The sequence below is a fragment of the Rosenbergiella nectarea genome, from assembly GCF_900111105.1.
In the GTDB taxonomy this organism is placed as follows: Bacteria; Pseudomonadota; Gammaproteobacteria; order Enterobacterales; family Enterobacteriaceae; genus Rosenbergiella; species Rosenbergiella nectarea.
Map to the genome: position 1 here is coordinate 256,497 of NZ_FOGC01000002.1, position 23,640 is coordinate 280,136.

Consider the following 23,640-nt stretch of genomic DNA (forward strand, 5'->3'; position numbering starts at 1 on the left):
TATACCATGAACATAATACATTGTAAGAACGACAAAAGGTTGGCTCTAAAAAAGACATTTAGAATCCTGGATGAGGAATATTATAAATCTTTAAATATTGATGATTTAACTATCGTAACATTCTCGAAAATTCAGTCTGTGAATCCTACAAAAAGTATTATCATAAATGGTGTTGAAAGATTAAAAAAAATTGAAAGTGGAAATGTTTTTCTCCACAACATCCAATGTGAGTCTCCTTTTTATGCCCAAATACTTTGGGATGTCTCACATCAATTAAGGGTAGGCTGTTATTTATTTATTGAAGAAGAACTTGAAGTAGAGCAATTCTTAGATAAAGATTACTATCGGGAAAGTTTCGAGCTGGTAGAAACTATCAACAGTAAAATTTATAAATATAAAAAAATAGCGCCGTTACTGATTGAACAAGATAAGGGCCTTGATTGTTGGAGTTTTTGTATACCAGTAGGCAGTGGCGATCCCATCTTCTTAAACCGTTGTGTAGAGAGAATACGAGAAATAGAGGTTCCTAAGAAAGAAATTATCTTATGTGGCAAGCCACATCCTGATTTTAAATACTTTCAGGATGTTAAAGTTATTGATGATGGCAGCGATGGGAAAATAAACCATTTGACTAAAAAGAAAAATATTTTAGTTGAAAATGCTCATTTCGCTAATATCTGTATATTGCACGACCGCGTATTATTACCAATTAATTTTTACAGTGCTGTTTTAGCTTTTGGTGACGATTATCCGATCACTGGATTTCAATCATTCTATTTCCAAGATAAATATAACTTATTACCTAGGAAATACTCCGACTTTAATACGATAGCACAAGATTTAACGCAAGAGATCGACATCAATAACGTTGAAAAGAAAGACACTAAGCTTATTAGCAAATTCTTTTATTGCTATCAGCATCCTGCTCGCTCTCGATTTGGTCACGACTACTTAACGGGTAGCTTATACCTAACTAAAAAAAATTTATGGATGAAATATCCACAGAATGAGCGATTGTTTTGGGATGATTATGAAGATATCGAATATGGAATAAGGATGAGTAGCTATGGCGTACCTTGTCGGGTAAATCCACATGCGATTACTCAAAGCATGAATTCTCGTTCCGTAATTCACTACTATGGCTATGTGGCCACAAACAATGTCAGGGGGAAGGTAACGATGTCACGCTGTATGTTAGAACACCTTCCTTTCATCAGACGCAAGCCACTTTTTCGAATTTCTAAGGAAGAGGCAAGACAGCGTATCTATACCTTTGCGAGAAAATATGGTGCAAGCAAACAGACGCTTTTACAAGTGTCATGTTCTACAATGTCCGGTCTTACTCGATACCTTATTATCAAGAAAGTAATAGGTGATATCACGGTTAAACTTGATTTAATTGATTCGTTTATGGCTGATTTCTCGTACTACATCTTATGTGAATCGATGGCGCCAAATGAATACGAAGATATTATAAGAATTATGTTTTCTTCAGCCAGTCCAAAAGCAAAGAAAAAAATCTTAGTGATGAGCTTTATATTAAATAATCAACTATTCCACTCTTTTTCAACCTCACCCTTTTATAAGAAAAATGATGACTGGTTTATTGAAAAATGTTTCTGGAGTACTTTTGGTAATTTAATTTCGGCCGTAAATTTGAAATATTTCATCCCGGGGGTATATTTTCCTCAGAGTTTGAAAAAGGTATATCAATGTTTAAAAGATACTACACTTTGGAAAGCATAAATTATGATATTGAAAATTCAGGGTATTACCGAAGAAGAGTATGGACTGTGGTGTAATGGCGGCGCGTATGATAAATATTTAGAAATAAATGATAATGAGAAATATGTTGTTACTAAAATAGGTTTTTACTTAGAGGATATAAAGAACTTTGATCTCGATCTTACTCAAACTCATCATGCTATTTTTGTTAAGGTACACAACGATAAGACATACGATATCTATAGAGAACATCTGATTACATTAATAAAAATGATGATCCTTAACAGAAAAAATTATCAGATATCGATATTTATGGTGTCCGATAAGAATCATGATTATAAAAATGAGTTAACTAATTTTTTCAACTTAAATACACACTATGAAAAGAACCAAAGATATGGTGAATATCTTTCAATCATTAAATGCTTATCAATGAGGTTTATAGGCTTCACCATTACTAATTTTATTATTAATATTAGTGGTTCTCTACAGTCATTAATAAAAAAGAAGTAGTTAATTATGTATCAGTTATCTTTTGTCTTCCAAGGTAAAGTTTTTTTTGATAACGAATGCAGAGAAGTGTTAAAAAATATTAAAAGAGTGAGGACTCTTTATCCGCTATCAGAGATTATCCTATCTACTTGGTCTGTAGATGTTGAAAAGGAAAAATATCTTACCTCACAATTGAAAAATTTCGATGTGAAGGTGATCTTTAGTGAAGATCCTGGAGCATTAATATATCGAGATGAAAAATATAAGTGGGTATCTAATATCAATAGAATGCTCATTTCTTCCAAAAAGGGAATTGATGCTACTAGCCGAGATTATGTCGTTAAATTAAGAACGGATAGTTACTTTATAAATCATAACTTGAAGAGTCTTTTCTTGAATAGAGAGGTGATCAATAAGCGCTATAATAGAGAAAAAGCCTGTTCTTTGTTTACCGAAAGAGTAATAAACTGTAATCTTTTTGCTAGGCATAGCCGCTCTTACCGACCCTTTGATTTTCATCCAGGCGATATTATGTTACTGGGGAGAAGAGAAGATGTTCTACAATTTTTTGATGCACCAATTTTAGATGAAAGTATATTTGAGGTGATTTTTAATGGTGCTATATTCTCTTTGATGCACTTCGTACCGGAGCAACATCTCTGGGTTAATTATATAAAAAGTAAAATACCTAACTTTAATTATCGCGGTAACAAAACTAGATCAAAAGAAATAACACTATTGTCAGAAAAGTACTACATCAATAATTTTATACCTTTTAGTTGTGATCAACTTGGGTTTGTATGGCCTAAGTATATTGATAAATATAGAAGTAAGGGTGAGGGATCGATTTATCAATTTACTGATTGGTTGGAGCTTAATAAGCTATTTTATAATAATAAAATTAAAAAAAATGAAATATATAATAAATATTATAAATCCAAGGTGTTAATTCATAAGCTAGTTTATTTTAGTTTTTATCTTCCGTTAAGATGGGCGAAAATCAGGAGGATTATAATGGATTTGAAAAGTAGGGAGTAAACGTAAATGGAGTTACATGAATGATATCAATATCGCATCGAGGATATTGGCTTAATCCTTCAGAAAAAAATTCGATAGCTGCTTTCAAAAGGTCATTCTCTCAAGGTTTTGGTACCGAGACGGACATTAGGGATTATTGTGGCGAACTTGTCATAAGCCATGACATCCCATCAAAAGAGTCTATTAGTTTTGAGAAATTCTTAAATTTATTCATTAGTTATGATCATAGATTGCCCTTAGCATTAAATATAAAGGCGGATGGTTTAGCTAAGGATATTAATGAATTTTTGAAATTTTATAAGATAGATAACTATTTTTGTTTTGATATGTCAATACCGGATACGCTTCATTATTTAGAAAAAGATATGAACGTATTTATGAGACGTAGCGAATATGAAGCTGATAATGAACTTTTTTTTTATGCAAAAGGTATCTGGTTAGATAGCTTCCACGCAAATTCGTTAGACAACGAAAATGTCGCGAAATATCTAGAGTTAGGTAAGAAGGTTTGTATTGTATCACCGGAGCTTCATCGAAGAGATGAAAGTGAGATGTGGAAAGAGATCAAGGCTCTTCCATCAGAATACTATAGCTCCGACCAATTATTGCTTTGTACTGATAAAATTGAAAAAGTGGTTGAGTATTTTTATGAAAAATAAAATTAAAGCTGTTATTTTCGATATGGACGGCGTGTTGATTGATGCCAAAGAATGGCATTACCACGCGCTAAATCGAGCTTTAAAATTATTCGGTATGCAGATCGAGTATGAACAACATCTTCGCAGATTCGATGGTTTACCGACTAAAGAGAAGCTCATGACACTACATAAGGAAAAAGATCTCCCTTTAAAATTATTTAATTTTATAGATCAACTCAAACAGAAGTATACATTAGAGATTGTTGAAACAAGTTGTCATCCTCAATTTCAGCATGAATACTTGCTATCGCGTCTTGCTCTCGATGGTTATAAATTAGCTGTCGCCTCTAATTCTATTAGAAAAACGATTGAAGTTATGCTTTCTAAAGCAAACATCATCGATTACTTTGATTTTTATCTCTCTAACCAAGATGTCGTGAAAAGTAAGCCTTCACCAGATATATATATAAAAGCTATTGATAAACTAGGATTGTCACCTCCAGAATGCTTAATTGTTGAGGATAATGAGAATGGAATCAAAGCTGCTAAAGCGAGTGGTGCACACGTTCTTGCTATCGGCAATATTGAGGAAGTTAATTATATAAACATAATGAATAAGATATCTTCATTGGAAGGGACACAATGCTTAAGATCATAATCCCAATGGTTGGCGAAGAACTTTATCATAAAAACTCTAGTGCTTTTTTTCCTAAAATATTGAATGAGGTGAGAGGAAAAACTATCTTTGAGTATTCACAATCTTATCTCAAAAATTTCAAAGAGAGTTTTGATAATATTTATGTTAGGCCAAGTTTTGCCAATAAATTGTATGAAATAGACAACATCATTCAGAGAGTAGCGAGTGAAAACGCTAAGATTATTAATGTGAATGATACAACAGCCGGTGCACTTTGTACTTGTTTATTAGCAGCGGAGTATTGGAATGATGAGGACGAAATAATTATTTCCTCAGCTGATCAGTTTTTGGATGTTAACTGCCAAGAAATAGTTAGCCTTTTTAGGGAAAACAATACAGATGTAGGTTTGATGAGTTTTTCATCGGTCCATCCTAAGTGGTCTTATATTAAAAGAGATAGCTTTAATTCTATAATTGAGGTTGTAGAAAAAAAAGCAGTGAGTAATGAGGCCTTAACGAGCTTCTTCTATTTCAAGAAAGCGAGCCTGTTTTTCAGACTAGCAACATCAGCAATTTTTAAATCCAGATCTACAAATAATATATTTTATTTATCGGCTTGTATTAACGAAGCCTTACTGGAAGGAGTAAAAGTATCATCAACTAAAATAGAAACTCAGAAATACTTCAATTTTTATGATTTCAATTCTATTAATAGATTTAATCAGTAATTAATTTTATTAGTTAATAAGGATGTTAAATGAAAAAATCAATTGCTTCACTGATTTTTGCATCTTGCTTCACCACACCTCTCTTCGCTTTTGAAAACGTTATCAGTTTCGGTGATAGCTTGAGCGATGGCGGTGCCCTAGATTTATTCGGTTCAAAATCGAGATATATTGCTGGTGATAATTCTCTGCTTTACAATGAAATATTGTCTTTAAATTTTACTAATAAGGATTTAATCGTTAGTACGGCAGGTGGTAACAATTATTCTTTATCAGGCGCTACCGCAAGCAATACGCCTTTACTCATTTACAAAACTGAAAAACAAGTAGATGAGTATTTAACCCGAAACAATGGTAAGGCAAGTAAGGATGATTTATACATATTTTGGGCAGGGGCGAATGATATTACTACTGATGTAGAAATGAGTTTGTTAAATTTAAATTTTGGTAATCTCTTCAATGAAGGTGTTAATTATCAACTCTCTGATGCGCCACAAGCTGTCGCGAGGCAAGTTGGAACCTTACTGGATAAAGGGGCTGGTTTAGTGGTGGTACCAAACCTTCCTAATGCTGGTCTTAGTCCTTGGACTGCCACAGCTCTATTTGGTTTTTCTCAAATGTTGCTAGGTGGCAATATTTTGGATCTTCCAAGTTTATATCTGATTCAAGATAACTCCCTACGTCAGCAGGGTAATGTCTATGGTGAAGAGCAGCGTCAGGAAGCTATTATTACTTCCTTATCCAAAGTGTTGAATAACTACGGTTTACGTTTACCTCATGATCTCATAGCGAATGTTTATCGTACTCTGCTCTCAATGGAGAACCGTTTAACCCAACAGTTTAATCATGACCTTGAGTCAAGTCTCTCAGGGTTGAAAGGGAACATAGCTTATGTTGATAGCTATAGTCTGTTTCAAGAAATGATTGATGACCCGTTGAGTTACGGTTTTGACAATATTCTGGTACCAATATGTCAGATTGGTGTCGGTGCTCCTTTCTGTAACCAAGCGCAACCCTCTTGGCATGACGACCAAACTTACCTATTCTCAGATTGGTTTCATCCAAGTCCTGAAGCTCATAAAATCATCGCGCAGTATATAACGGCTTTAGTTAATGCACCTTTAATGGTCTCTCAACTCGCCGAACCTGTGCAAAGTTTGATGTTAGGGCAGAATAGTTTCCTTATGACTCAATTATCTCTCTTCCGGCAGAATAGACTGAACTCACGGCCTTACCAATTCTTCGGTGGTTATCAGGGACAACGTGTCGCACAAAACTCTTCGTCAAAGCAACCACGGGAGCAGAGTAATTTAGGGGTCATTATCAATGCTAATGAGTATTTCGCTGTAGGGGGAGGCTTTAGTATCGGCAGAGCTAATAATTTAAGCCTGGGGCCTTATTTACATACTGATTATACCCAAAAAACCTTTTCCCTCTTTGCCCAACTACTCTTAGGTAAAAGCTGGTTATCAACGCAAGTCAGTGTCGGTGATATAAAATTTGATGACATTACGCGTACCATTCCGTTAGGTAAAGCATTGAGGAAAGAACGTGGCGTTTCTAAGGGTAATCATCTCAGTGGTTCGATAAATGCAGGTTATGATTTCGCAATCGGTGAGCAGATTTCTCATGGTCCCCACGTCTCTGTCCTTTACAGAAAGGGTAAAGTTAATGGGTTTGTTGAAAAATCGTCGACCAGTAGTTCAATGAAATTTAGCCGTCACCGTTTTTCCGATAGTTATCTATCGACTGGTTGGCATTTCTCTTGGAAGAATAGTCGCATTAATCCATTTTTCGAAGTGAATTATATCCACCCTCTTTATAAGAAGGAAAGCTCTATCAGTGGAAGCTTGAAAAGCACAGGGACAAGCTTTACCACACCCACTAAAGAAAAAGATAGTTCTAATATTAATGTTAAGTTAGGTACTTCATTTAATATTAATAATAGTACTCAAGCTTTTATTACCGCAGATTTTCCTAAAATTAGGAATGAAAGATCCGATATCTATTATTCTGCAGGATTGAATTTTACTTTCTGAGTTAATTCTAATAGAGGGATCTTCCCTCTATTAGATATGAGGTGAGCATGGTGATTAATGATCGTAATAGAATATCAGCTATAGAGGCGCTGCGTGGCATTGCTGTGATTACTGTGGTGCTCTACCACTACAGCTGGTTTATCCATCCCTTAGAATCAACATTTTTACGCAGGGGATATATAGGTGTTGATATTTTCTTTATCATCAGTGGCTTTTTAGCGTGTCATAATACAGCCAGATACGATTCATCATCATACAACTCAATAAAGTATATAACTAACAGATTGATACGCATTTGTCCTGCTTATATTATCGTGACTTTACTTTATGTCGGAACAAATTACACCTTACATTCTACCTCTACAGGGGCTTGGGCCTTGATTAAGAGTCTGTTATTCCTACCACAATTGTCTGAAGGAGGACCCTCCTATGGCTCTCCAGTTGTAGACGTAGGTTGGACCCTGAATTATGAGTTTTTTTTTACCTAATCGTATGTATTAGTATACTAATCACTAAACATAGACAAGTAGCGATTATTTGTTTGTTATCCGTGATCTTTATCGTCGAGTTTCTATTGCAATACTCGGGTAGGGATATTAGCCAGGGTATAATGGCATGGTTTAACATGGCTACTAATCCTATTATCCTTGAGTTTATAACGGGTTATTTCATTTCCTACTATTTGAAAGAGGTGACTTCATTTATAGGACGTGTTAGGGATTCTATTTTTATTTCAATGATAGTGATTTTTTTAATATTAATTTATCTAGAAGTAAAGGTTCTCTATTTTTTCTCTGATCCACATATGGGGCTTATGTTCATACCTGCATTGTTCGTCTTTATCTATAGTATAAAGATCTTCGATGTAAACAAAAGAAGTGTTCCAAGGTTTTTAGTGTTTACTTCTAGAATATCTTATTCGATTTATCTATTACATATGGCTGTCATTTTTACCATTATAGAAATATCAACACAGCTATTCGGAAGTGAAGTGTTTGGGAGTTTTTCAGCTAGATTTAATCTTTTTTTTATATCTTTATTTTTTTCTTGGGTTATTAGTTATTTTTTCTGTCTCTATGTCGAAGAGGGATTATCGAGAAAAATAAAGAAATATATATTCAGATTATGAATGATTCTATAACGGAGATTACTCAATGAGTAAAAAGGACGAAGTGCTAAAAGTCGTATCTGAATTATGTGAAATACATAACAGCGCAAAGGTTAAACAGGGCCAATTACCGGATTTAGAGTTATGGCCTAAAACACGTGATATTTCAGATAAATGTGATTCAAGTATCTATGTTACCAGGAGCTTGCTCCTCCAATTGGTCGAAGAGGGGAAAATTATCAAATCCCCTCAACTATACTCCAATTCTCTTCGTTGGTTCATTAAAGTACCACGTTAAGAATTTTTAGCCTAAAACGCTAAAGGCTCCGCTTTATTACAACGTAGCCTTTAGCGCATTAAGGATTGATTAACCTACCAATATCTTTATAGAAATTTTCTCTGAGTTTTCCTTTTCGCAGTGTGCCCTCACGATAAAAATAAACTTTCCTGAGGTTACATTGCAAGATGTCAGCGATATTCTTTGTGTTTAAATTCAATAGATAGCCACGCAACAACGATACCTGTTCTTTAGATAAGTTGATCCTATCATAAAATACAACACTGTAATTTCTCTTACAGCGCTCACCATCGTCTTGACAGAGCACACGTGTAAAGAAGTTAAAATCTTCTAAAGATAACCTTTTATCAATTTCATAATCTGCACTTTTGATCGACATGAATTGATGTAATATCGAAAAGATACAAATTTTCACTCCGCTAATGCTATCTCTAATTTTTTTAATGTCTAACTCTGGATCAATAATCACGCTATTGGTGGTTAAGGTATCATAGAAGACAAGATCAATTTGAGACCGCTGAGGGTATTGGATAAGTTCTTGTACAGAATTAAAACGTAGTACTAATATATTCCTAGATATTTTTTGGTAGACTGATTCAATTGCAATTTTTGTAAAATTGCATGTATCAATGATAGCTATAGAACGAACGTATTCCTTGTTATTCATATAACACCATAATCATTACAGTTAAAGTTAAGTGTATGTTCAGTAATTAGTTAGGGATGTTAATCTCTGCTTCTTAATTTTATCCTATTAATTTTTAGTAGATTAGGTCGATTATGTCAGGCTTTCTCTTTCTCTTCCATATGCAAATTTAAAAAACGCTTAAAATGGGAATATTACTTTTTATAACTTTAATTTGGATAAAGTCTTAATATTTCACTTTTTAAGTGTTTTCTTAGTTTTCTGTGGAATGATTATCTTCATGCCCAATCTTTCCCCTTATATGTTGAGATAATCATTACTTCATCGACGCTAAGTGATCGTGGCACATTATCTATGTAAGAAAATTCCGTTTTAAGCCTCATTGCTTGTCAGTTTTCATTTTGATTGCTATGTTTTTAACAGGCATTACAACTTACAAGGATTGATCAAAATGAAAAAGACATTAACTGCAGCGGCAATTTCAATGACACTTTTGGCTTCCCATGCGTTTGCTGATACGACGCCTACTGCTTCTCAGCAACTCCAAGAGAAGACTCAGCAACTTCAAAACCGTGCGTCTGAGACTTCACAAAAAGCTCAAGACCGCGCATCTGAAACAACGACTGAATCCAAAAACCGCCTCAATGAAAACGTAGACAAAGCGAAGCATCGTCTACAAGGTGATAACAGCGATAGCACTAAAGCTAAAGAAAGTGCACAACATAGCTGGAACAAAACTAAAGAAGGTACCACTAAGGGTTGGAATAAAACCAAAGAAGGGACCAAAGAAGGTTGGAACAAAACCAAAGAGGCCACCTCTAAAGGCGTAGATAGCACTAAACAAGGTGCTAGCAGCGCTTGGCAGAAGACTAAGGACGCTGCCGCGAGTGCAAAAAAATCAATCAGCGATAGCACCAATTAATGGGTTATCGTTAGAGGCCTCCAATAGGAGGCCTTTTTTTCATTTCTCTAAATGATGTCCATACTCTTTGAGTAGACATTGGGTTACCCCGTTGGTCCAACCGAAACCATCTTGGAGAGGATATTCTCCGCCGCCACCAGACACATTATCCTCATCCACCACATTATATTTTTCGACTAATTTATGTTTTTCTTTAAAAAGTTTACTCACCGTTTTAAGCCAACGAACGGCTATTTCCTTTGCTAGCTCATCTTCGCCGTATTTTTTTAAGCCTTGAATAGTCATCCATTGCAAGGGTGCCCAAGCATTGGGTTTATCCCATTGTTCACCACTTTCTATTGTTGTCGAGATTAAGCCACCGGATGCGAGGAGTTGTTCCCTAATCTGTTTAGCAATACGTTGAGCTTGTACTGGAGTGGCGAGTTCGGTGAAGAGGGCCACCGAAGCCGCTGCACTGAAGAGTCCGAATTGTTCCCTGCGCCAGTCGTAATCGCGAAACACACCACTTTTTGCATCCCATAGCCAGTGGTTAATAGCATTCATACGCGCTTCAGCCTTTTTCTCCCATGCCAAAGCTATTAGGTCTTCACCACTTTTCTTGGCAATACTCGATATCGTGCATTCTAATTTATATAAAAATGCATTGAGGTCGATCGGGATATATTGCGTGGTACGGATACTGGCTAGCCTCATAGGGTCTCGTAACCAACGAGATGAGTAATCCCATCCAGAGGCAGCACCTGCGCGTAAATCGCGGAATACTTCTCTTGAGGGCCTACTCGATGATGAAGCTGTTTCGATATCTTCGCGCCACGATTCGTCGCGAGGAGTATCGCGATCGTCCCAATATCGGTTGAGCATCGATCCATCCGGCATTTTGACCACGTGACGAAATGCCTGATTGGGATTGAGGGAGCCTGAACCATCCATCCAATAGTGATATTCAGAAATCAGGTAAGGTAAATATTGCTCGCTACCGCCAATATTAGCCGATTCACATAGCTCGACCATTAGCGCGAAAACAGGTGGCTGTGAACGGCTGAGGTAATAGGTTCTATTGCCATTGGGAATATGGCCGTATTTCTCAATCAACCAAGCGAAGTTATCAGTCATATTTTTGAGTAAATCGATTTTGCCACTTTCAGCTAATCCCAGCATTGAAAAGTAGGAATCCCAATAATAAACCTCGGTAAAGCGTCCGCCTGGGACAATATAAGGCTTAGGCAAAGGTAATAGCGACGTATTAGGATGGTGACTTTCTGGATTTCTGATCATCACTGGCCATAACGCATCGATATGCTGGCTAAGCGTTCTCTTCTCTGTTTCGGCATGAGCATAATTATGAGGTTCTTCCGGTAGGTGGAAGTTATCTTGTACAAATTGACGCAGAGAGAAGTCTTGGCTACGACGCGCCAATTTACGATACAGAATCAAAATATCAACGGGGTCGTATTTGGGGGCACAATCCGCAAAGGTTTTGCTGTCTTCGAAGATGTGTTGGTTTTGGACATCTTCGAATAATTCTAAATAGCGGTCAGAAGGGGTCAGCGCATCGGCAGATGGCATCCCTGCGATGTGTTCAGGCTCTGGCTCATGATCGTTATCATTGTCAGTCAATTCAAATTCCTGAGCGTTTTCGTACAGACCGTTATCCTTATAACTATCCTTTTCGTTATCTAGGATCTGCTCTTTCTGTTGTCGCGACATGGAGAATTGCCTCCTTAACACATAGGGTTATAAGCAACGGGCGTATTAATTCAGTATAGACAATGAACTATAGTTAGACCGTACAGAGACTACCTAAGTGAGTGTAAGCGAAGATTTCCTTTAAGTCTTAATGTACAAGAGTGAACAGGTTACTCGAGTTGGGATTGTAAAGGATGATATGAGTCGTAACATGATAATAAGAATTATTACTATTAAAGTTAATCGAGCAAAGGTAGACTTCGACATATTCTTACTAAGGAGAACATATGACTAAAACCCTAAGTTCTGGTAGACAGGCACCCCACCGTGTTCGTAATGAGTTAACATTCCGCACACTAACGGTTAGTGATAAACAATTAGTCGCAGAACAATTCTGGCGCATATCTTTTCAATCTCAAGCGTTGGCAGGGTTTTCCTCACCGGGGAGCGATGATCATATCAAACTTTTTTTCCCTGAAAAGATCGCAACGGCACCAGTCATCCCAACCGTAACCGATGAAGGCATTGTTTGGCCAGATAATCAGCGTCCTGAGTCACGAGACTATACTCCCCTTGAATTTGACGGTCAGAGTTCTCTAGTCATCGATTTTTATCGACATGAACAAGGCATTGCGAGTGACTGGGCGGAAAATGTTAGTGTTGGGGATTCGCTAACGATTGGCGGTCCACGTGGGTCGTTAATTATTCCTAATGAGTATTCCCAACAACTTTATATCTTCGATGAGACGGGCTTGCCTGCCATGAAACGGCGATTGAATACTCTCCGTGCAGACAACGTCCTACTAATCGCTTTTGCTAAGCGTCAGGTAGTTGAAGAGTACTTAGGGGCATTGCTAGCAGATCACAATTTACATTGTTTAGAAAATAACGCGATGGACGCATCAGGCATTGAGCAGTGCATCAGTCTCAGTAACCCTTTACATTTTCCGGCGGATGACCATTTTGTATGGTTGACCGGAGAAGGAAAAGCGGTGAAACAGCTCAGCGATCATTTTATTGAGCAGCGGGGTTGTTCACCAGAATTAGTCAGAGCAGTTGCCTATTGGCATGCCAAAGATTAATTAAAGGTTGTTTGTACTACGATGCGCCCGCGAATGTCTCCTTCAAGGAGCCGGCCGGCAAACTCAATGGCTTGCTGCAGTCCGATGGTTTGATAGGGGATTGGCAGAGACGAATGACTCAGTAATGTCGCGAAGCGCTGCCATGCTGCATTACGCTGCGCGACTTCGCAGTAAACGCTATCAACGCCGACCAAGCGTATACTGCGAAGAATAAAGGGCGCGACACTGGTAGTCAGTTCGAGTCCTTGAGCCATTCCACAGGCGACCACGCATCCATTTCGTTGCGTCGCAGCAAGCAGGTTGGCAAGGGTATGGCTTCCCACACAATCAATCGCTCCCACCCAGCGTTCAGGCTGTAATTTTCTCCCGGACTCAGACAGTTCACTTCTCGGGAGAATTGAACTCGCGCCCAAGGTCTGAACTAAATATTCCTCGGCGTGACGGTCACCGCTAATTGCGATGACCTCATAACCCAGTTTCGCTAAAATCCACGTACTAAAACTGCCTACTCCACCACTGGCACCACTGACGGCAATTGGGCCTTTTTCGGGGGTGATCCCTTGCTGCTCTAGCTGTAAAACGGCAAGCATAGCGGTTAGACCAGCTGTGCCAATCAACGCCGCATCAGTGGGGGTTATGCCTTCAGGTAGCGCGGTCAGCCATTCAGCTTTAGCTGTAAATTTTTCAGCCAGCCCACCATGATACTGTTCACCAATGCCCCAACCAGTGACGATTGCGAGTTTGCCAATTGGCCATTGTATCGATTCGCTGGCTATCACTTCACCAATCATGTCGATACCGGGAATGAGTGGGAACTGACGGATAACCGGGGCTTTAGCGCGGATAGCGAGGGCATCTTTATAATTAAGTGAGGAGTACAGGACACGGAGCGTAACGGGAAGATGAGGGAGAGTGGTTTCATCTACTTGGACTATATTAGCGGGATCCGTATCGGTTTTAGGATCGGTGAGCCAGAGTGCGTTGAACGCCATAAACTTTTTCTCCCAGATACTGAAATAAGAGGGGGCCTGAATGGCCCCCCGCTATTATTTTGCAGATTTATAGAGAGCGATACGCTGTTTCTCGAGTTGGGTTACACGTTGGCATACTTGTTGGCCAAACTGTTGGAAATCGTCTTCGTGCTGTTTCCACTCTTGTTGGACCGCTTGTTGTAAGCCCCCCAGATTACCGACTAATGCTTGTAATGGGTTACCGTTACTGCTGAGGTTCTTCATATTGCCCATTTCGTTCAGGCTATCTTGCAGCACACCGCCCATCGCACTTTGCACCAGTTTTTCACTGTCTTGATGCACGCTATCAATGGCGCTGTGATGATAGGTCATTACATCATTTTTCTGCGACAGAACTCGTGCAAACTGCAATTTTAATTGGGAGTTTAAGTTATCCAAGCGTTGATGGATCCCACTTTCTGCTCCGAGTTTTTCGGTGATGATACGGTCTAAAGCTGTTTTAGCTTGATCGAGCCGTTGATGGGCTCCTTGATTAATCCATGGCATATCTTTACGCACAGCAGCTTGATAATTTATGGCTTGTTGGCGTACCGCTGCGGAGGGCTGAAGAGCCTTACCGTTGAAGGTGATATCCCCATTAGGGGTAATTACCATGGTGCCATCACTTCCCACGACAGCCACACTCTGAGATGACAGGGTGATATCATCTTTAGGGATCGAGTCACACTGGTAAGCGGCATGGGCTTGTACTGCTGAAACAAGTAGCGTAGCGAGTAGAACTTTGCGTAGCATGGAGTTTCTCCAGAAAGGGGGAGGAGGTTGACGGATAATAGAGAAAATATTATCCGTCTTGAGATTATACTGACTTAGTCCCACCAAACATCAAACAGTTCCGTGACCTGGACGTTTTCTAGGCCTTTTGCCGTGAGCCATTGGCTAACGGCAGTTCGGTGTTCGTCGGTACATTTACCGGTTTTTTGTAAGCAGACTAGGCCTTCCCATTGCAGATAGCCACTGCCATCGTAGGCCAGCCCTTGTGGCTCAATCACTTCACTGATGAAATCATCAACAGTTTTATCGATTGTGGCCGTATCGGTCCCCGCAGGAAATGACCAAGCGACAGAAAAGCCAAACTCTTGAAACTCATCAAGATGTAATTTTTTACGTAAACGACGACTACGATTAACAGCCATTATTTAATCCTCTCAAACATTAAATCCCACACACCGTGCCCTAAGCGGTGACCCCGCTGTTCAAACTTGGTGAGTGGACGTGAATCAGGCCGAGGAACATACTGCCCTTCCGGCGATTGGTTAATATAGCCAGGGATAGATTGCATAACTTCGAGCATGTGCTCTGCATAGTTTTCCCAATCTGTCGCCATATGGAAGACTCCGCCTAGTTTTAATTTACGGAGGATTAACTCAGCAAACGGGATCTGCACAATACGGCGTTTGTTATGGCGAGCTTTATGCCAAGGGTCTGGGAAAAAGAGCTGGGCCAGGCGTAACGAATTATCAGGGATCATCTTTTCCAAGACTTCTACAGCGTCGTGACACATTACACGTAGATTTGTCACACCCGCTTCTTCAGCGCTGGCTAAACATGCGCCAACCCCTGGCGCATGCACTTCGATGCCTAAAAAATTCTGATGAGGGTTAGCTTTAGCCATCTCAACTAAGGATGCCCCCATACCAAAACCGATTTCTAAAACTAACGGGGCTTCTCGGCCAAACACCTGTTGAAAATCAATAGGCTCAGCATTGTATTCAACCCCATTGATTGGCCAAAGTTCATCTATGGCTTGCTGTTGGCCTTTTGTGAGGCGGCCTTGGCGTCGAACAAAACTTCTTATCCGGCGTAATGGACGCCCATCTTCATCAAATTCTGGTGTAATGACGTCATTAATCATAATAAGCCTACAAATGTTTCAATTTTAAACGGGGATTATGCAAAGTTAAGCATGATTAGCAAGCCTTTACCAAGCAGTGGTTTACTTAATGCTAGGTCTATGCTGCAATTTATCCATCTCTCTTCACGAATTCTGTACAAACGATGTTAACTACCACCGATTCGTCATCTTTTGCTAGCCAAGTCCTGACATGGTATCACCAGTTTGGCCGAAAAACGCTGCCTTGGCAGCAAGAAAAAACGCCTTACAAGGTGTGGTTGTCTGAAGTGATGCTGCAACAGACCCAAGTTGCTACGGTCATTCCTTATTTTGAACGTTTTATGGTGCAATTTCCAACGGTTGCCGAGCTCAGTGCCGCGCCGATTGATCAGGTGCTGCATTTATGGACAGGTCTCGGCTACTATGCGCGGGCGCGTAATCTCCATAAAGCCGCCTGCCAAGTGATGAGTGAGCACCAAGGTCAATTTCCAGAGTCTTTTGAGCAGGTCGTTGCTTTACCAGGAGTAGGGCGTTCGACAGCGGGAGCAATACTTTCTCTTTCACTCGGTCAACATCATCCTATTCTAGACGGAAATGTGAAACGCGTGCTCGCCCGGTATTATGCTGTCGGGGGGTGGCCAGGGCAGCGGGAAGTCGAGAGTAAATTGTGGGCCTTAAGCGAGACGGTTACCCCGCAACGAGAGGTTGCAGCGTTTAACCAGGCAATGATGGATTTAGGCGCGATGGTCTGCACGCGATCTCGCCCTAAATGTGAGCTTTGTCCGCTAAATGAAGGCTGTATCGCGTATGCTCAGCACAATTGGCAAGATTATCCAGGAAAAAAACCAAAAAAAGATCTCCCTACTCGCGAAGCTTGGCTATTGTTATTGAAGCAAGACGATCGGGTATTACTGGAAAAACGACCCAGCCTAGGTATTTGGGGAGGGTTGTACAGTTTTCCTCAATTTTCAGATCGCACAGAGATGGAACAATGGCTATCGCAGCGCGGCATTAAGGGTAAGCAGCAACAGCTAAATAGTTTTAAGCATACCTTTAGCCATTTCCATTTACAGATAATTCCGGTGATGATAGAGCCGTCTACTGTTGCGGCTTTAATGGAGGAATCTGTTACTCTCTGGTATAACTTAGCGCAGCCGCAATCGGTAGGATTAGCCGCGCCGGTACAACGTATTTTGAACGAGCTAAGCCACGAACTCGCCATAGCGCATAATAATTAACAGGATTGACCTATGAGTCGTACAATTTTTTGCACATTCTTAAATCAAGATGCTGAAGGCCAAGACTTTCAACTTTATCCAGGTGATATCGGTAAACGCATTTACCAAGAGATTTCAAAGTCAGCTTGGCAGCAGTGGATGACTAAGCAAACCATGTTAATCAATGAACAAAAATTGAATATGATGAATCCAGAACATCGCAAGATCATTGAGCAAGAGATGGTCAGCTTCTTATTTGAAGGAAAGGACGTTCAGATCGATGGCTACACGCCCCCTGAGCAGTCAAACTAACAAATTATAAAACTTTACGCTAAGCAGCCAGAACGTCATCTTATGAAAAAATTGATTCCTCTACTACTCATCGCGCCACTGCTTGTCTCGTGCTCGAGTGATAAAAAAAGCGTTTTTCACGAAGACTGGGTAAAGGACACCAATGGTTTTGATATCCTTATGGGCCAGTTCGCGCATAACATCGAAAACATATGGGGGATCAACGAAGTTCTGATTGCTGGCCCAAAAGATTACGTAAAGTATAGCGATAATTACTACACGCGCAGCCACATCAACTTCGAAAGCGGTAAAATTACCATCGAGTCTATCTCGGGTACTAACCCGATGGCCAGCTTACGTGAAGCGATTATTACGACACTGTTGATCGGTGAAGACCCGGGTAATGTTGACCTCTATTCGGACGCTAACGATATCAATCTTAGTCGAGAGCCATTACTTTACGGCCAGGTACTGGATAACACCGGGCAGCCAATTCGCTGGCAAGGCCGTGCGGGCACCTTTGCCGACTACCTGCTTAAATATAAATTGCATCGTCGCGTTTCCGGGATGCACGTTATCTGGTCCGTTACCATCCCGATGGTACCAAACCACCTAAACCAACGTGCACACCGTTACCTGCCAATGGTACGTCGAGCTTCCGACCAATATGGAGTGGATGTCTCACTGATATTGGCCATCATGCAAACGGAGTCCAGTTTCAACCCCTATGCAATCAGTAATTCTGATGCGCTAGGGCTGATGCAGGTTGTCCAACATACCGCTGGCGTCGATGTGTTTAGAATGAAGGGGAAATGGGGGAAACCGAGCCGTAGCTACTTACTCGACCCGGAAAATAATATCGATGCGGGAACTGCTTATCTGTCTATTTTACAGAATAACTATCTGGGGGGAATTACCGATCCGCAATCGAGACGCTATGCAGTCATTACTGCTTACAATGGTGGGGCAGGGAGTGTGCTGAAGGTTTTCTCTAGCAATAAAGATAAAGCGGTGGCGATCATCAATGGGATGCCACCTACGGAAGTCTACCGTATCTTGGTACGTAAACATCCCGCAGCCGAATCACGACGTTATCTGTATAAAGTGGATAAAGCCCAGCGCAGTTATTTCCGCTATTAAGAAAAAAGCCTTGCTCAGCAAGGCTTTTTTTATTCTGTCTCGGGTAAAAAGGCTTCGAGTAGTGAGTTTAAGAATAGCTTCCCTTTAGCGGTGATTTGCCAGTGCTCGGCAGTTTCTTGTAAATAACCGGCTTGAATAGCGTTATCGAGTGCGGGGCGTACCCGTTGTTCTGCCAGTCCCGTTAGATCAACGAAATCCTGACGCGGACAAGGTTCCAGCAATCGAAAACGATTCATAAAAAACTCAAAGGCTTTATCTTCATCGGCAACCATAAATTGTCGGTCGAGGTATTCTCCCCGCATAAAGCCTTTTGGATGACGCGTTTTTACAGTACGCATAATCTTGCCATCGGCAAGCGTAATTTTGCCATGAGCACCGCAGCCAATACCGAGATAATCTCCGAACCGCCAGTAATTAAGGTTATGTTCGCAACGATAACCGGGCTTAGCATAAGCCGAGGTTTCATACTGCTCATACCCTGCATCACGCAGTAGCTGATCCCCTTGTTCGAAAATATCCCATAAATCGTCATCGTCGGGTAATTTGGGAGGGCGTGAGGCGAACAACGTATTAGGCTCAATCGTCAATTGATACCACGAGAGATGAGGGGGATTTAGCGCTATCGCTTGGCGTAAATCATCCAAAGCCTGCTCAATACTCTGATCGGGAAGGCCGTGCATAAGGTCGAGGTTAAAACTCCGCAGCCCTAATCCTGTCGCGAGCTGTGCCGCACGCTCGGCTTCCTGTGGCCCGTGGATCCTTCCCAGCCGTGTTAACTTCTCGGCATCGAAGCTTTGTACCCCAATCGAGATACGATTAATCCCTGCCTGCTGGTAGCCACTGAAACGTTCTGCTTCGACTGTACCGGGATTAGCCTCCATCGTGACTTCACACCCTGTGGAGAGCGGGATACGCTCACGTACCCCATCCATCAGTTGTTGCATGGCTTGGCTACTCAGTAAACTTGGCGTGCCCCCACCGATAAAGATCGTTGAGAGTTTCCGCCCCTGAACCAGATGCAGACTATCATCCAAATCTTTCAGTAAATGCTCAACATATTCCTGATGCGGCACCTCGCCCTTAAGAGCGTGAGAATTGAAATCACAATAGGGACACTTTTGGACACACCATGGGATATGAATATATAAACTTAGTGGGGGTAAATCTTTAGCCATTACGTAACGCTTCCATCAGTTGCTGTAATGCTTGGCCACGATGGGAGAGTGCAGATTTTTCTGCCTTACTCATTTCAGCTGCACATTTCTGTTGCTCGGGGACATAAAAAATTGGGTCATAACCAAAGCCCCCTTGACCGCTAGGTTGACGAGCAATCATTCCCGGCCAGCGTCCATAACAGACGATAGGTGTGGGGTCGTCAGCATGGGTTAAATAGACCAAGACGCAATGGAAAGCGGCTTGTCGTTGTGCATCGGGAACTTCCTGCATGGCCGTCAGCAGCTTATTCAGGTTATCGTTATCACAAGCCGCTTCGCCCGCATAGCGTGCAGAGTAAATGCCTGGCGCGCCTTGTAAGGCATCGACGGCTAAACCTGAGTCATCGGCAATGGCGGGCAGACCGGTCACGCGCGCAGCATGGCGGGCCTTAATCAAGGCATTTTCAATAAAGGTTAGCCCGGTCTCTTCAACTGAGCCTACCCCTAGTTCCGTTTGAGCAGTAATGGTTAAGCCAAAATCGCGTAATAACTCAGCCAGCTCGCTGACTTTACCTGCATTACCTGTGGCCAACACAACATTTTGTGGGGAAAGATGATTCGTCATAATTTATAACCAAACCCATAGGTTAGGGAAAAGGTCCATTCCGAGGTAATTTAATGCATAGAGGATAAGGATGACGATCATCGCCGAGAAGTCTATTCCACCCATCGCCGGTAACCAACGTCTGATTGGCGACATTAACGGTTCGGTCAGTTGGTAAAGCACGTGGTCAACCGAGCTACGGCCTTGGCTTACCCAGCTCATAATTGAGCGAATCAAAATAACCCAAAAGACTAAATTACCTGCGGCCTTAAGCAGCGATAAAACGCCAATCAATAGCAAGCTTAGTGATAGCGAGAAGCCGCCGTGATTAATCGCAACCAGTAAAGGATACTTCAGCGTCGTTAAGATAAACGCGAGAAGTAACGACGCGCCATCTATTGGGCCGATAGCCGGCACAACGCGACGTAATGGACCGATAATCGGTTGAGTCAGTTTCACTACGAATTGAGCCAGTGGGTTGTAAAAGTCACAACGTGCCCATTGCATCCAGATTCGCAATAACAGTACGAGAACGTATAGTTCGATAAAAGTTTTGACCAAAAACGTCAAGGTATACATAGTGTTCCTTAGCTTATTCTGAAGTAGTAGGGTACTGACGGGCACCAAAAATCGCGCTACCCACTCGTACAAGGGTACTGCCTGCGGTGATTGCCGCATCAAGGTCATCACTCATTCCTAAGGAAAGCGTATCGACCTCAGGATAGTGCTCTGCTAAAGCGTGATAAAGCTTCGCCATACGCTGACAAACCGCTAACTGTTTTGGGTAGTCAGATTCTGGCGCGGGGATAGCCATAATCCCTCGCAACGTTAACCGGGGAAGCAGACGAATCGCCGCAGCTAACTCGTCAAGATCTTCAACCTGAATACCCGATTTACTGGACTCATCACTGATATTCACCTGAATCAAAATATTTAAGGGTGGCAGATGTTCAGGCCGTTGCGCTGAAAGGCGTTGCGCCAGTTTTAAGCGATCAACGGTATGACACCAAGCAAAGTGCTCCGCCACGAGGCGACTCTTATTCGACTGCAATGGTCCGATAAAGTGCCAGTCGATATCGGCTAAGTGAGCCAAGGCTATAATTTTACTCACCCCTTCTTGCACGTAATTCTCACCGAAGCAGCGTTGGCCAGCGGTATGAGCCGCGACAATATCGCTCTCAGGCTTAGTTTTACTTACAGCAAGTAAGGTAATTTCTTGAGAACTACGCCCACATTGCTTGGCAGTATCGGCGATCCGTTGTTCCACTGAGTGTAAATTTTGAGAAATGGATGTCATAACCGGAAATCACTATGGAGTTAACAGAATTAATTGCGCGTAGTGTAAAACATAACGCGAGTGATCTACACCTGTGCTGCGGAGAATTTCCTCGTTGGCGCAGAGAAAATAGGATCGCCATCATTCCTCACACAGAGAAATTGACCCCTGCTTGGTTTGAGATTTTTATTCGCCAGCGGATCACGGAGCGACTACTGCAACAGCTCTCTGAACAGGGACATTGCGATTTTGCATTTTCCAGCGAGCAGGGAATACGTGTACGAGCCTCACTTTTCAAACAGCAGCAGGGGTTCTCGCTGTCGTTACGCATACTCCCCGTACAGGTAAGGAATATTGAGCATTTACAGCTGCCCAGTGCCTTCATTAAGTTAGTTAATGGCGAAGATGGACTGCTTCTTATTACCGGGGCCACCGGGTCGGGTAAGTCGACGACACTCACGGCAGTGATCGATCATCTTAATCAGCAGTGCCAGCGACACATTCTTATGCTCGAAGACCCCATCGAATTTTGCCATCGTCCTGTGCAATGTTTGATTCAACAGCGAGAGATAGGTGAACACGTCAGTGACTTATCCAGCGGTATCGTTTCGGCGTTACGCCAAGACCCCGATATTATTGTGATTGGCGAACTACGCGATAAAACGACCATCAAATTAGCGCTGACCGCGGCAGAAACCGGCCATCTTGTGCTCGCGACGCTGCACAGTACAGATACCACTCATGCCTTACAGCGGCTGGTGGATGCCTTTCCCCCTCATGAGCGCGACACCGCACGCCAGCACTTGGCACAAAGCCTACGAGCGGTATTAGCACAGCAACTACATTATAGGAAAGAAAAAGCGCTCCCCCTTTATGAGTTATTAATTAACACTAAAGCGGTCGGAAATCTGATCCGTGAAGCAAAGCTCCATCAGCTACAGGGGCAACTGGAACAAGCCAGTCAAGAGGGGGTGGCTTCATTTCGTCAATCGTTTGAACGATGCCATCAACAAGAAGGCGAATCGGTACGCACCACTACTGATAAAGATTTTCGAACCAACTTTCTAAAATAATCACCGCAGATTGAGAATCAACCCGCCCTTTTGATAAGGATTTAAATCCGCCTTTTTCGAAGAGTCGAGCGCGAGCTTCAGTTGTACTAAGCCGCTCATCTTGTAGCTCGACCTTTTTCCCAAGTCTGCCATGTAGACGGTTAGCAAATTTCTTAGCTCGCTGAGTCAATTCCTGCTCGCTTCCATCCATATTAAGCGGTAGACCGACAACCAAATAATCGGGTTGCCACTCCTTGATCACTTTTTCAATCAGGGTCCAATCCGGTATGCCATCTTGAGCTTTTACGGCAGTAAGAGGGGAGGCCGTCGCCGTTAAGGTTTGACCCACGGCAATACCGATACTGCGCGTACCAAAATCGAAGGCAATGACAGTGTGATTACTCATTAACTATGTCCTGCTTCGCTGGCAATCATATGAATATTAATACCGAGTTTTGCCGCTGCGGCCGACCAACGCTCTGATGCAGGCAAATGAAAAATAATATCGCTGGTGGCAGGAACGGTTAGCCAAGCATTTTCCAAAATCTCATTTTCAAGCTGCTGTTGTTCCCATGCGCAATACCCCAGTGCCACCAAGACGTGTTCGGGATGCTGGTCAGTGGTTAAGGCTTCAAGCACATCTTTAGAGGTAGTGACCATCGTCTCGGGAGAGACCTCAATACTGGAGGCATATTTTTGAGGCGCGGTGTGAAGAATAAAACCACGATCTTCAGACATGGGGCCTCCGGTAAACACCGGTTGCTCAAGCTGACGTTGGGAGCCATCTCCAGAAAGCTCGATGTCCAGTTTGGCTAATACCCCTTCGACATTGAGATTTTCTAAAGGTTTATTGATAATAATCCCCATCGCGCCGTCAGTGTTATGTTCACAGATGTAAACCACGGAGCGCTTAAATAACGGGTCTTCTAACGTGGGCATGGCAATCAGGAAGTGGTGCTGTAAATTCATAACGTCTCGAGTGATTGAGTTTCTGGTAACCACTGGGCT

The 23,640-nt window shown here is 41.7% G+C and carries 26 protein-coding genes and 1 pseudogene; 15 read left to right on the top strand and 12 right to left on the bottom strand.

Features of this window, described 5'->3' with window-relative positions:
- The first annotated feature begins 6 nt into the window (after positions 1 to 6).
- From BMX14_RS04085 to BMX14_RS04130, 9 genes and pseudogenes are all read left to right on the top strand, one after another.
- On the top strand, positions 7 to 1,746 hold the full coding sequence (locus BMX14_RS04085; RefSeq protein WP_092673174.1) for a hypothetical protein: 1,740 nt from the start codon (positions 7 to 9) through the stop codon (positions 1,744 to 1,746).
- Between the two features lie 3 nt (positions 1,747 to 1,749).
- Positions 1,750 to 2,238, top strand: a complete 489-nt coding sequence (locus BMX14_RS16770; protein WP_092673177.1) for a hypothetical protein — start codon at positions 1,750 to 1,752, stop codon at positions 2,236 to 2,238.
- A gap of 6 nt (positions 2,239 to 2,244) precedes the next feature.
- Entirely contained in the window at positions 2,245 to 3,255 is a 1,011-nt protein-coding gene (locus tag BMX14_RS04095) for a WavE lipopolysaccharide synthesis family protein (protein WP_092673180.1), read from the top strand.
- A 20-nt stretch (positions 3,256 to 3,275) separates the two neighbouring features.
- A complete protein-coding gene (locus tag BMX14_RS04100) occupies positions 3,276 to 3,914 on the top strand; it encodes a PI-PLC domain-containing protein (RefSeq protein ID WP_092673183.1) in 639 nt (212 codons plus the stop codon).
- The gene (locus BMX14_RS04105; protein ID WP_092673185.1) at positions 3,904 to 4,551 is read left to right on the top strand and encodes an HAD family hydrolase; all 648 of its coding nucleotides are present in this window, start codon (positions 3,904 to 3,906) and stop codon (positions 4,549 to 4,551) included. The genes BMX14_RS04100 and BMX14_RS04105 overlap by 11 nt, the downstream gene beginning before the upstream one ends.
- Positions 4,536 to 5,258: a glycosyltransferase family protein gene (locus BMX14_RS04110; protein WP_092673188.1), complete on the top strand. Its 723-nt coding sequence runs from the start codon at positions 4,536 to 4,538 to the stop codon at positions 5,256 to 5,258. Before BMX14_RS04105 ends, BMX14_RS04110 begins: the two co-directional genes overlap by 16 nt.
- 29 nt (positions 5,259 to 5,287) lie before the next feature.
- Positions 5,288 to 7,294 (top strand): autotransporter domain-containing protein, encoded by a 2,007-nt coding sequence (locus tag BMX14_RS04115; protein ID WP_092673191.1) that lies wholly within the window; start codon positions 5,288 to 5,290, stop codon positions 7,292 to 7,294.
- Between the two features lie 47 nt (positions 7,295 to 7,341).
- Positions 7,342 to 8,423, top strand: a pseudogene (locus BMX14_RS17145) (acyltransferase family protein).
- Between the two features lie 25 nt (positions 8,424 to 8,448).
- On the top strand, positions 8,449 to 8,700 hold the full coding sequence (locus BMX14_RS04130; RefSeq protein WP_092673198.1) for a FaeA/PapI family transcriptional regulator: 252 nt from the start codon (positions 8,449 to 8,451) through the stop codon (positions 8,698 to 8,700).
- 58 nt (positions 8,701 to 8,758) lie between these two features.
- Here BMX14_RS04130 and BMX14_RS04135 read toward each other — a convergent pair whose 3' ends face one another.
- Positions 8,759 to 9,367: a hypothetical protein gene (locus BMX14_RS04135; protein ID WP_092673201.1), complete on the bottom strand. Its 609-nt coding sequence runs from the start codon at positions 9,365 to 9,367 to the stop codon at positions 8,759 to 8,761.
- A 430-nt stretch (positions 9,368 to 9,797) separates the two neighbouring features.
- Between BMX14_RS04135 and BMX14_RS04140 the strand changes: the two genes are divergently transcribed.
- Positions 9,798 to 10,268 carry a hypothetical protein gene (locus tag BMX14_RS04140; protein ID WP_092673204.1) on the top strand — a complete coding sequence of 157 codons (471 nt, stop codon included), beginning with the start codon at positions 9,798 to 9,800 and terminating at the stop codon, positions 10,266 to 10,268.
- A gap of 39 nt (positions 10,269 to 10,307) precedes the next feature.
- Here BMX14_RS04140 and treF read toward each other — a convergent pair whose 3' ends face one another.
- Complete coding sequence (gene treF / locus BMX14_RS04145) at positions 10,308 to 11,975, bottom strand: alpha,alpha-trehalase TreF (protein ID WP_092673207.1); 1,668 nt, start codon at positions 11,973 to 11,975, stop codon at positions 10,308 to 10,310.
- Positions 11,976 to 12,241: 266 nt separating this feature from the next.
- Here treF and BMX14_RS04150 point away from each other — a divergent pair, with 266 nt between their 5' ends.
- Positions 12,242 to 13,036, top strand: coding sequence for a siderophore-interacting protein (locus tag BMX14_RS04150; protein ID WP_092673210.1), 795 nt, complete (start codon positions 12,242 to 12,244; stop codon positions 13,034 to 13,036).
- Here the strand turns inward: BMX14_RS04150 and BMX14_RS04155 are convergent.
- From BMX14_RS04155 to trmB, 4 genes are all read right to left on the bottom strand, one after another.
- Positions 13,033 to 14,028, bottom strand: coding sequence for an MDR family oxidoreductase (locus tag BMX14_RS04155; protein WP_092673213.1), 996 nt, complete (start codon positions 14,026 to 14,028; stop codon positions 13,033 to 13,035). The genes BMX14_RS04150 and BMX14_RS04155 overlap by 4 nt on opposite strands.
- 54 nt (positions 14,029 to 14,082) lie before the next feature.
- The gene (locus BMX14_RS04160) at positions 14,083 to 14,799 is read right to left on the bottom strand and encodes a DUF2884 family protein (protein ID WP_092673216.1); all 717 of its coding nucleotides are present in this window, start codon (positions 14,797 to 14,799) and stop codon (positions 14,083 to 14,085) included.
- Positions 14,800 to 14,873: 74 nt separating this feature from the next.
- Positions 14,874 to 15,200 carry a YggL family protein gene (locus BMX14_RS04165; RefSeq protein WP_092673219.1) on the bottom strand — a complete coding sequence of 109 codons (327 nt, stop codon included), beginning with the start codon at positions 15,198 to 15,200 and terminating at the stop codon, positions 14,874 to 14,876.
- A complete protein-coding gene (gene trmB / locus BMX14_RS04170) occupies positions 15,200 to 15,919 on the bottom strand; it encodes a tRNA (guanosine(46)-N7)-methyltransferase TrmB (RefSeq protein ID WP_092673222.1) in 720 nt (239 codons plus the stop codon). The genes BMX14_RS04165 and trmB overlap by 1 nt, the downstream gene beginning before the upstream one ends.
- A 143-nt stretch (positions 15,920 to 16,062) precedes the next feature.
- On the opposite strand from trmB, the gene mutY reads away from it, so the two are divergent.
- Genes mutY through mltC form a run of 3 tightly spaced genes read left to right on the top strand, consistent with a single transcriptional unit; the run spans position 16,063 to position 18,546 of the window.
- A complete protein-coding gene (gene mutY, locus BMX14_RS04175; RefSeq protein WP_092673225.1) occupies positions 16,063 to 17,136 on the top strand; it encodes an A/G-specific adenine glycosylase in 1,074 nt (357 codons plus the stop codon).
- Positions 17,137 to 17,148: 12 nt separating this feature from the next.
- Complete coding sequence (locus tag BMX14_RS04180; protein ID WP_092673228.1) at positions 17,149 to 17,427, top strand: oxidative damage protection protein; 279 nt, start codon at positions 17,149 to 17,151, stop codon at positions 17,425 to 17,427.
- Between the two features lie 42 nt (positions 17,428 to 17,469).
- The gene (gene mltC / locus BMX14_RS04185) at positions 17,470 to 18,546 is read left to right on the top strand and encodes a membrane-bound lytic murein transglycosylase MltC (protein WP_092673231.1); all 1,077 of its coding nucleotides are present in this window, start codon (positions 17,470 to 17,472) and stop codon (positions 18,544 to 18,546) included.
- Positions 18,547 to 18,575: 29 nt separating this feature from the next.
- Here mltC and hemW read toward each other — a convergent pair whose 3' ends face one another.
- Genes hemW through BMX14_RS04205 form a run of 4 tightly spaced genes read right to left on the bottom strand, consistent with a single transcriptional unit; the run spans position 18,576 to position 21,601 of the window.
- Complete coding sequence (gene hemW, locus BMX14_RS04190; protein ID WP_092673234.1) at positions 18,576 to 19,721, bottom strand: radical SAM family heme chaperone HemW; 1,146 nt, start codon at positions 19,719 to 19,721, stop codon at positions 18,576 to 18,578.
- Positions 19,714 to 20,325 (bottom strand): RdgB/HAM1 family non-canonical purine NTP pyrophosphatase, encoded by a 612-nt coding sequence (gene rdgB / locus BMX14_RS04195; protein ID WP_092673237.1) that lies wholly within the window; start codon positions 20,323 to 20,325, stop codon positions 19,714 to 19,716. Before rdgB ends, hemW begins: the two co-directional genes overlap by 8 nt.
- A gap of 3 nt (positions 20,326 to 20,328) precedes the next feature.
- Entirely contained in the window at positions 20,329 to 20,883 is a 555-nt protein-coding gene (locus tag BMX14_RS04200) for a YggT family protein (RefSeq protein ID WP_092673240.1), read from the bottom strand.
- A gap of 13 nt (positions 20,884 to 20,896) precedes the next feature.
- Positions 20,897 to 21,601, bottom strand: a complete 705-nt coding sequence (locus BMX14_RS04205; protein ID WP_092673243.1) for a YggS family pyridoxal phosphate-dependent enzyme — start codon at positions 21,599 to 21,601, stop codon at positions 20,897 to 20,899.
- Positions 21,602 to 21,615: 14 nt separating this feature from the next.
- On the opposite strand from BMX14_RS04205, the gene BMX14_RS04210 reads away from it, so the two are divergent.
- The gene (locus BMX14_RS04210; RefSeq protein WP_092673246.1) at positions 21,616 to 22,653 is read left to right on the top strand and encodes a type IV pilus twitching motility protein PilT; all 1,038 of its coding nucleotides are present in this window, start codon (positions 21,616 to 21,618) and stop codon (positions 22,651 to 22,653) included.
- On the opposite strand, the gene ruvX is transcribed toward BMX14_RS04210, so the two are convergent.
- Positions 22,616 to 23,038 (bottom strand): Holliday junction resolvase RuvX, encoded by a 423-nt coding sequence (ruvX, locus tag BMX14_RS04215; protein ID WP_092673249.1) that lies wholly within the window; start codon positions 23,036 to 23,038, stop codon positions 22,616 to 22,618. The two genes, BMX14_RS04210 and ruvX, sit on opposite strands and share 38 nt — an antisense overlap.
- On the bottom strand, positions 23,038 to 23,601 hold the full coding sequence (locus BMX14_RS04220; RefSeq protein ID WP_092673252.1) for a YqgE/AlgH family protein: 564 nt from the start codon (positions 23,599 to 23,601) through the stop codon (positions 23,038 to 23,040). The genes ruvX and BMX14_RS04220 overlap by 1 nt, the downstream gene beginning before the upstream one ends.
- Between the last annotated feature and the right edge of the window lie 39 nt (positions 23,602 to 23,640).

Bases quoted from the DNA above. Each gene is read 5' to 3' on its own strand.
- BMX14_RS04085 (WP_092673174.1), top strand. From the start codon at position 7: ATGAACATAATACATTGTAAGAACGACAAAAGGTTGGCTCTAAAAAAG.
- BMX14_RS16770 (WP_092673177.1), top strand. From the start codon at position 1,750: ATGATATTGAAAATTCAGGGTATTACCGAAGAAGAGTATGGACTGTGG.
- BMX14_RS04095 (WP_092673180.1), top strand. From the start codon at position 2,245: ATGTATCAGTTATCTTTTGTCTTCCAAGGTAAAGTTTTTTTTGATAAC.
- BMX14_RS04100 (WP_092673183.1), top strand. From the start codon at position 3,276: ATGATATCAATATCGCATCGAGGATATTGGCTTAATCCTTCAGAAAAA.
- BMX14_RS04105 (WP_092673185.1), top strand. From the start codon at position 3,904: ATGAAAAATAAAATTAAAGCTGTTATTTTCGATATGGACGGCGTGTTG.
- BMX14_RS04110 (WP_092673188.1), top strand. From the start codon at position 4,536: ATGCTTAAGATCATAATCCCAATGGTTGGCGAAGAACTTTATCATAAA.
- BMX14_RS04115 (WP_092673191.1), top strand. From the start codon at position 5,288: ATGAAAAAATCAATTGCTTCACTGATTTTTGCATCTTGCTTCACCACA.
- BMX14_RS04130 (WP_092673198.1), top strand. From the start codon at position 8,449: ATGAGTAAAAAGGACGAAGTGCTAAAAGTCGTATCTGAATTATGTGAA.
- BMX14_RS04135 (WP_092673201.1), bottom strand. From the start codon at position 9,367: ATGAATAACAAGGAATACGTTCGTTCTATAGCTATCATTGATACATGC.
- BMX14_RS04140 (WP_092673204.1), top strand. From the start codon at position 9,798: ATGAAAAAGACATTAACTGCAGCGGCAATTTCAATGACACTTTTGGCT.
- treF (WP_092673207.1), bottom strand. From the start codon at position 11,975: ATGTCGCGACAACAGAAAGAGCAGATCCTAGATAACGAAAAGGATAGT.
- BMX14_RS04150 (WP_092673210.1), top strand. From the start codon at position 12,242: ATGACTAAAACCCTAAGTTCTGGTAGACAGGCACCCCACCGTGTTCGT.
- BMX14_RS04155 (WP_092673213.1), bottom strand. From the start codon at position 14,028: ATGGCGTTCAACGCACTCTGGCTCACCGATCCTAAAACCGATACGGAT.
- BMX14_RS04160 (WP_092673216.1), bottom strand. From the start codon at position 14,799: ATGCTACGCAAAGTTCTACTCGCTACGCTACTTGTTTCAGCAGTACAA.
- BMX14_RS04165 (WP_092673219.1), bottom strand. From the start codon at position 15,200: ATGGCTGTTAATCGTAGTCGTCGTTTACGTAAAAAATTACATCTTGAT.
- trmB (WP_092673222.1), bottom strand. From the start codon at position 15,919: ATGATTAATGACGTCATTACACCAGAATTTGATGAAGATGGGCGTCCA.
- mutY (WP_092673225.1), top strand. From the start codon at position 16,063: ATGTTAACTACCACCGATTCGTCATCTTTTGCTAGCCAAGTCCTGACA.
- BMX14_RS04180 (WP_092673228.1), top strand. From the start codon at position 17,149: ATGAGTCGTACAATTTTTTGCACATTCTTAAATCAAGATGCTGAAGGC.
- mltC (WP_092673231.1), top strand. From the start codon at position 17,470: ATGAAAAAATTGATTCCTCTACTACTCATCGCGCCACTGCTTGTCTCG.
- hemW (WP_092673234.1), bottom strand. From the start codon at position 19,721: ATGGCTAAAGATTTACCCCCACTAAGTTTATATATTCATATCCCATGG.
- rdgB (WP_092673237.1), bottom strand. From the start codon at position 20,325: ATGACGAATCATCTTTCCCCACAAAATGTTGTGTTGGCCACAGGTAAT.
- BMX14_RS04200 (WP_092673240.1), bottom strand. From the start codon at position 20,883: ATGTATACCTTGACGTTTTTGGTCAAAACTTTTATCGAACTATACGTT.
- BMX14_RS04205 (WP_092673243.1), bottom strand. From the start codon at position 21,601: ATGACATCCATTTCTCAAAATTTACACTCAGTGGAACAACGGATCGCC.
- BMX14_RS04210 (WP_092673246.1), top strand. From the start codon at position 21,616: ATGGAGTTAACAGAATTAATTGCGCGTAGTGTAAAACATAACGCGAGT.
- ruvX (WP_092673249.1), bottom strand. From the start codon at position 23,038: ATGAGTAATCACACTGTCATTGCCTTCGATTTTGGTACGCGCAGTATC.
- BMX14_RS04220 (WP_092673252.1), bottom strand. From the start codon at position 23,601: ATGAATTTACAGCACCACTTCCTGATTGCCATGCCCACGTTAGAAGAC.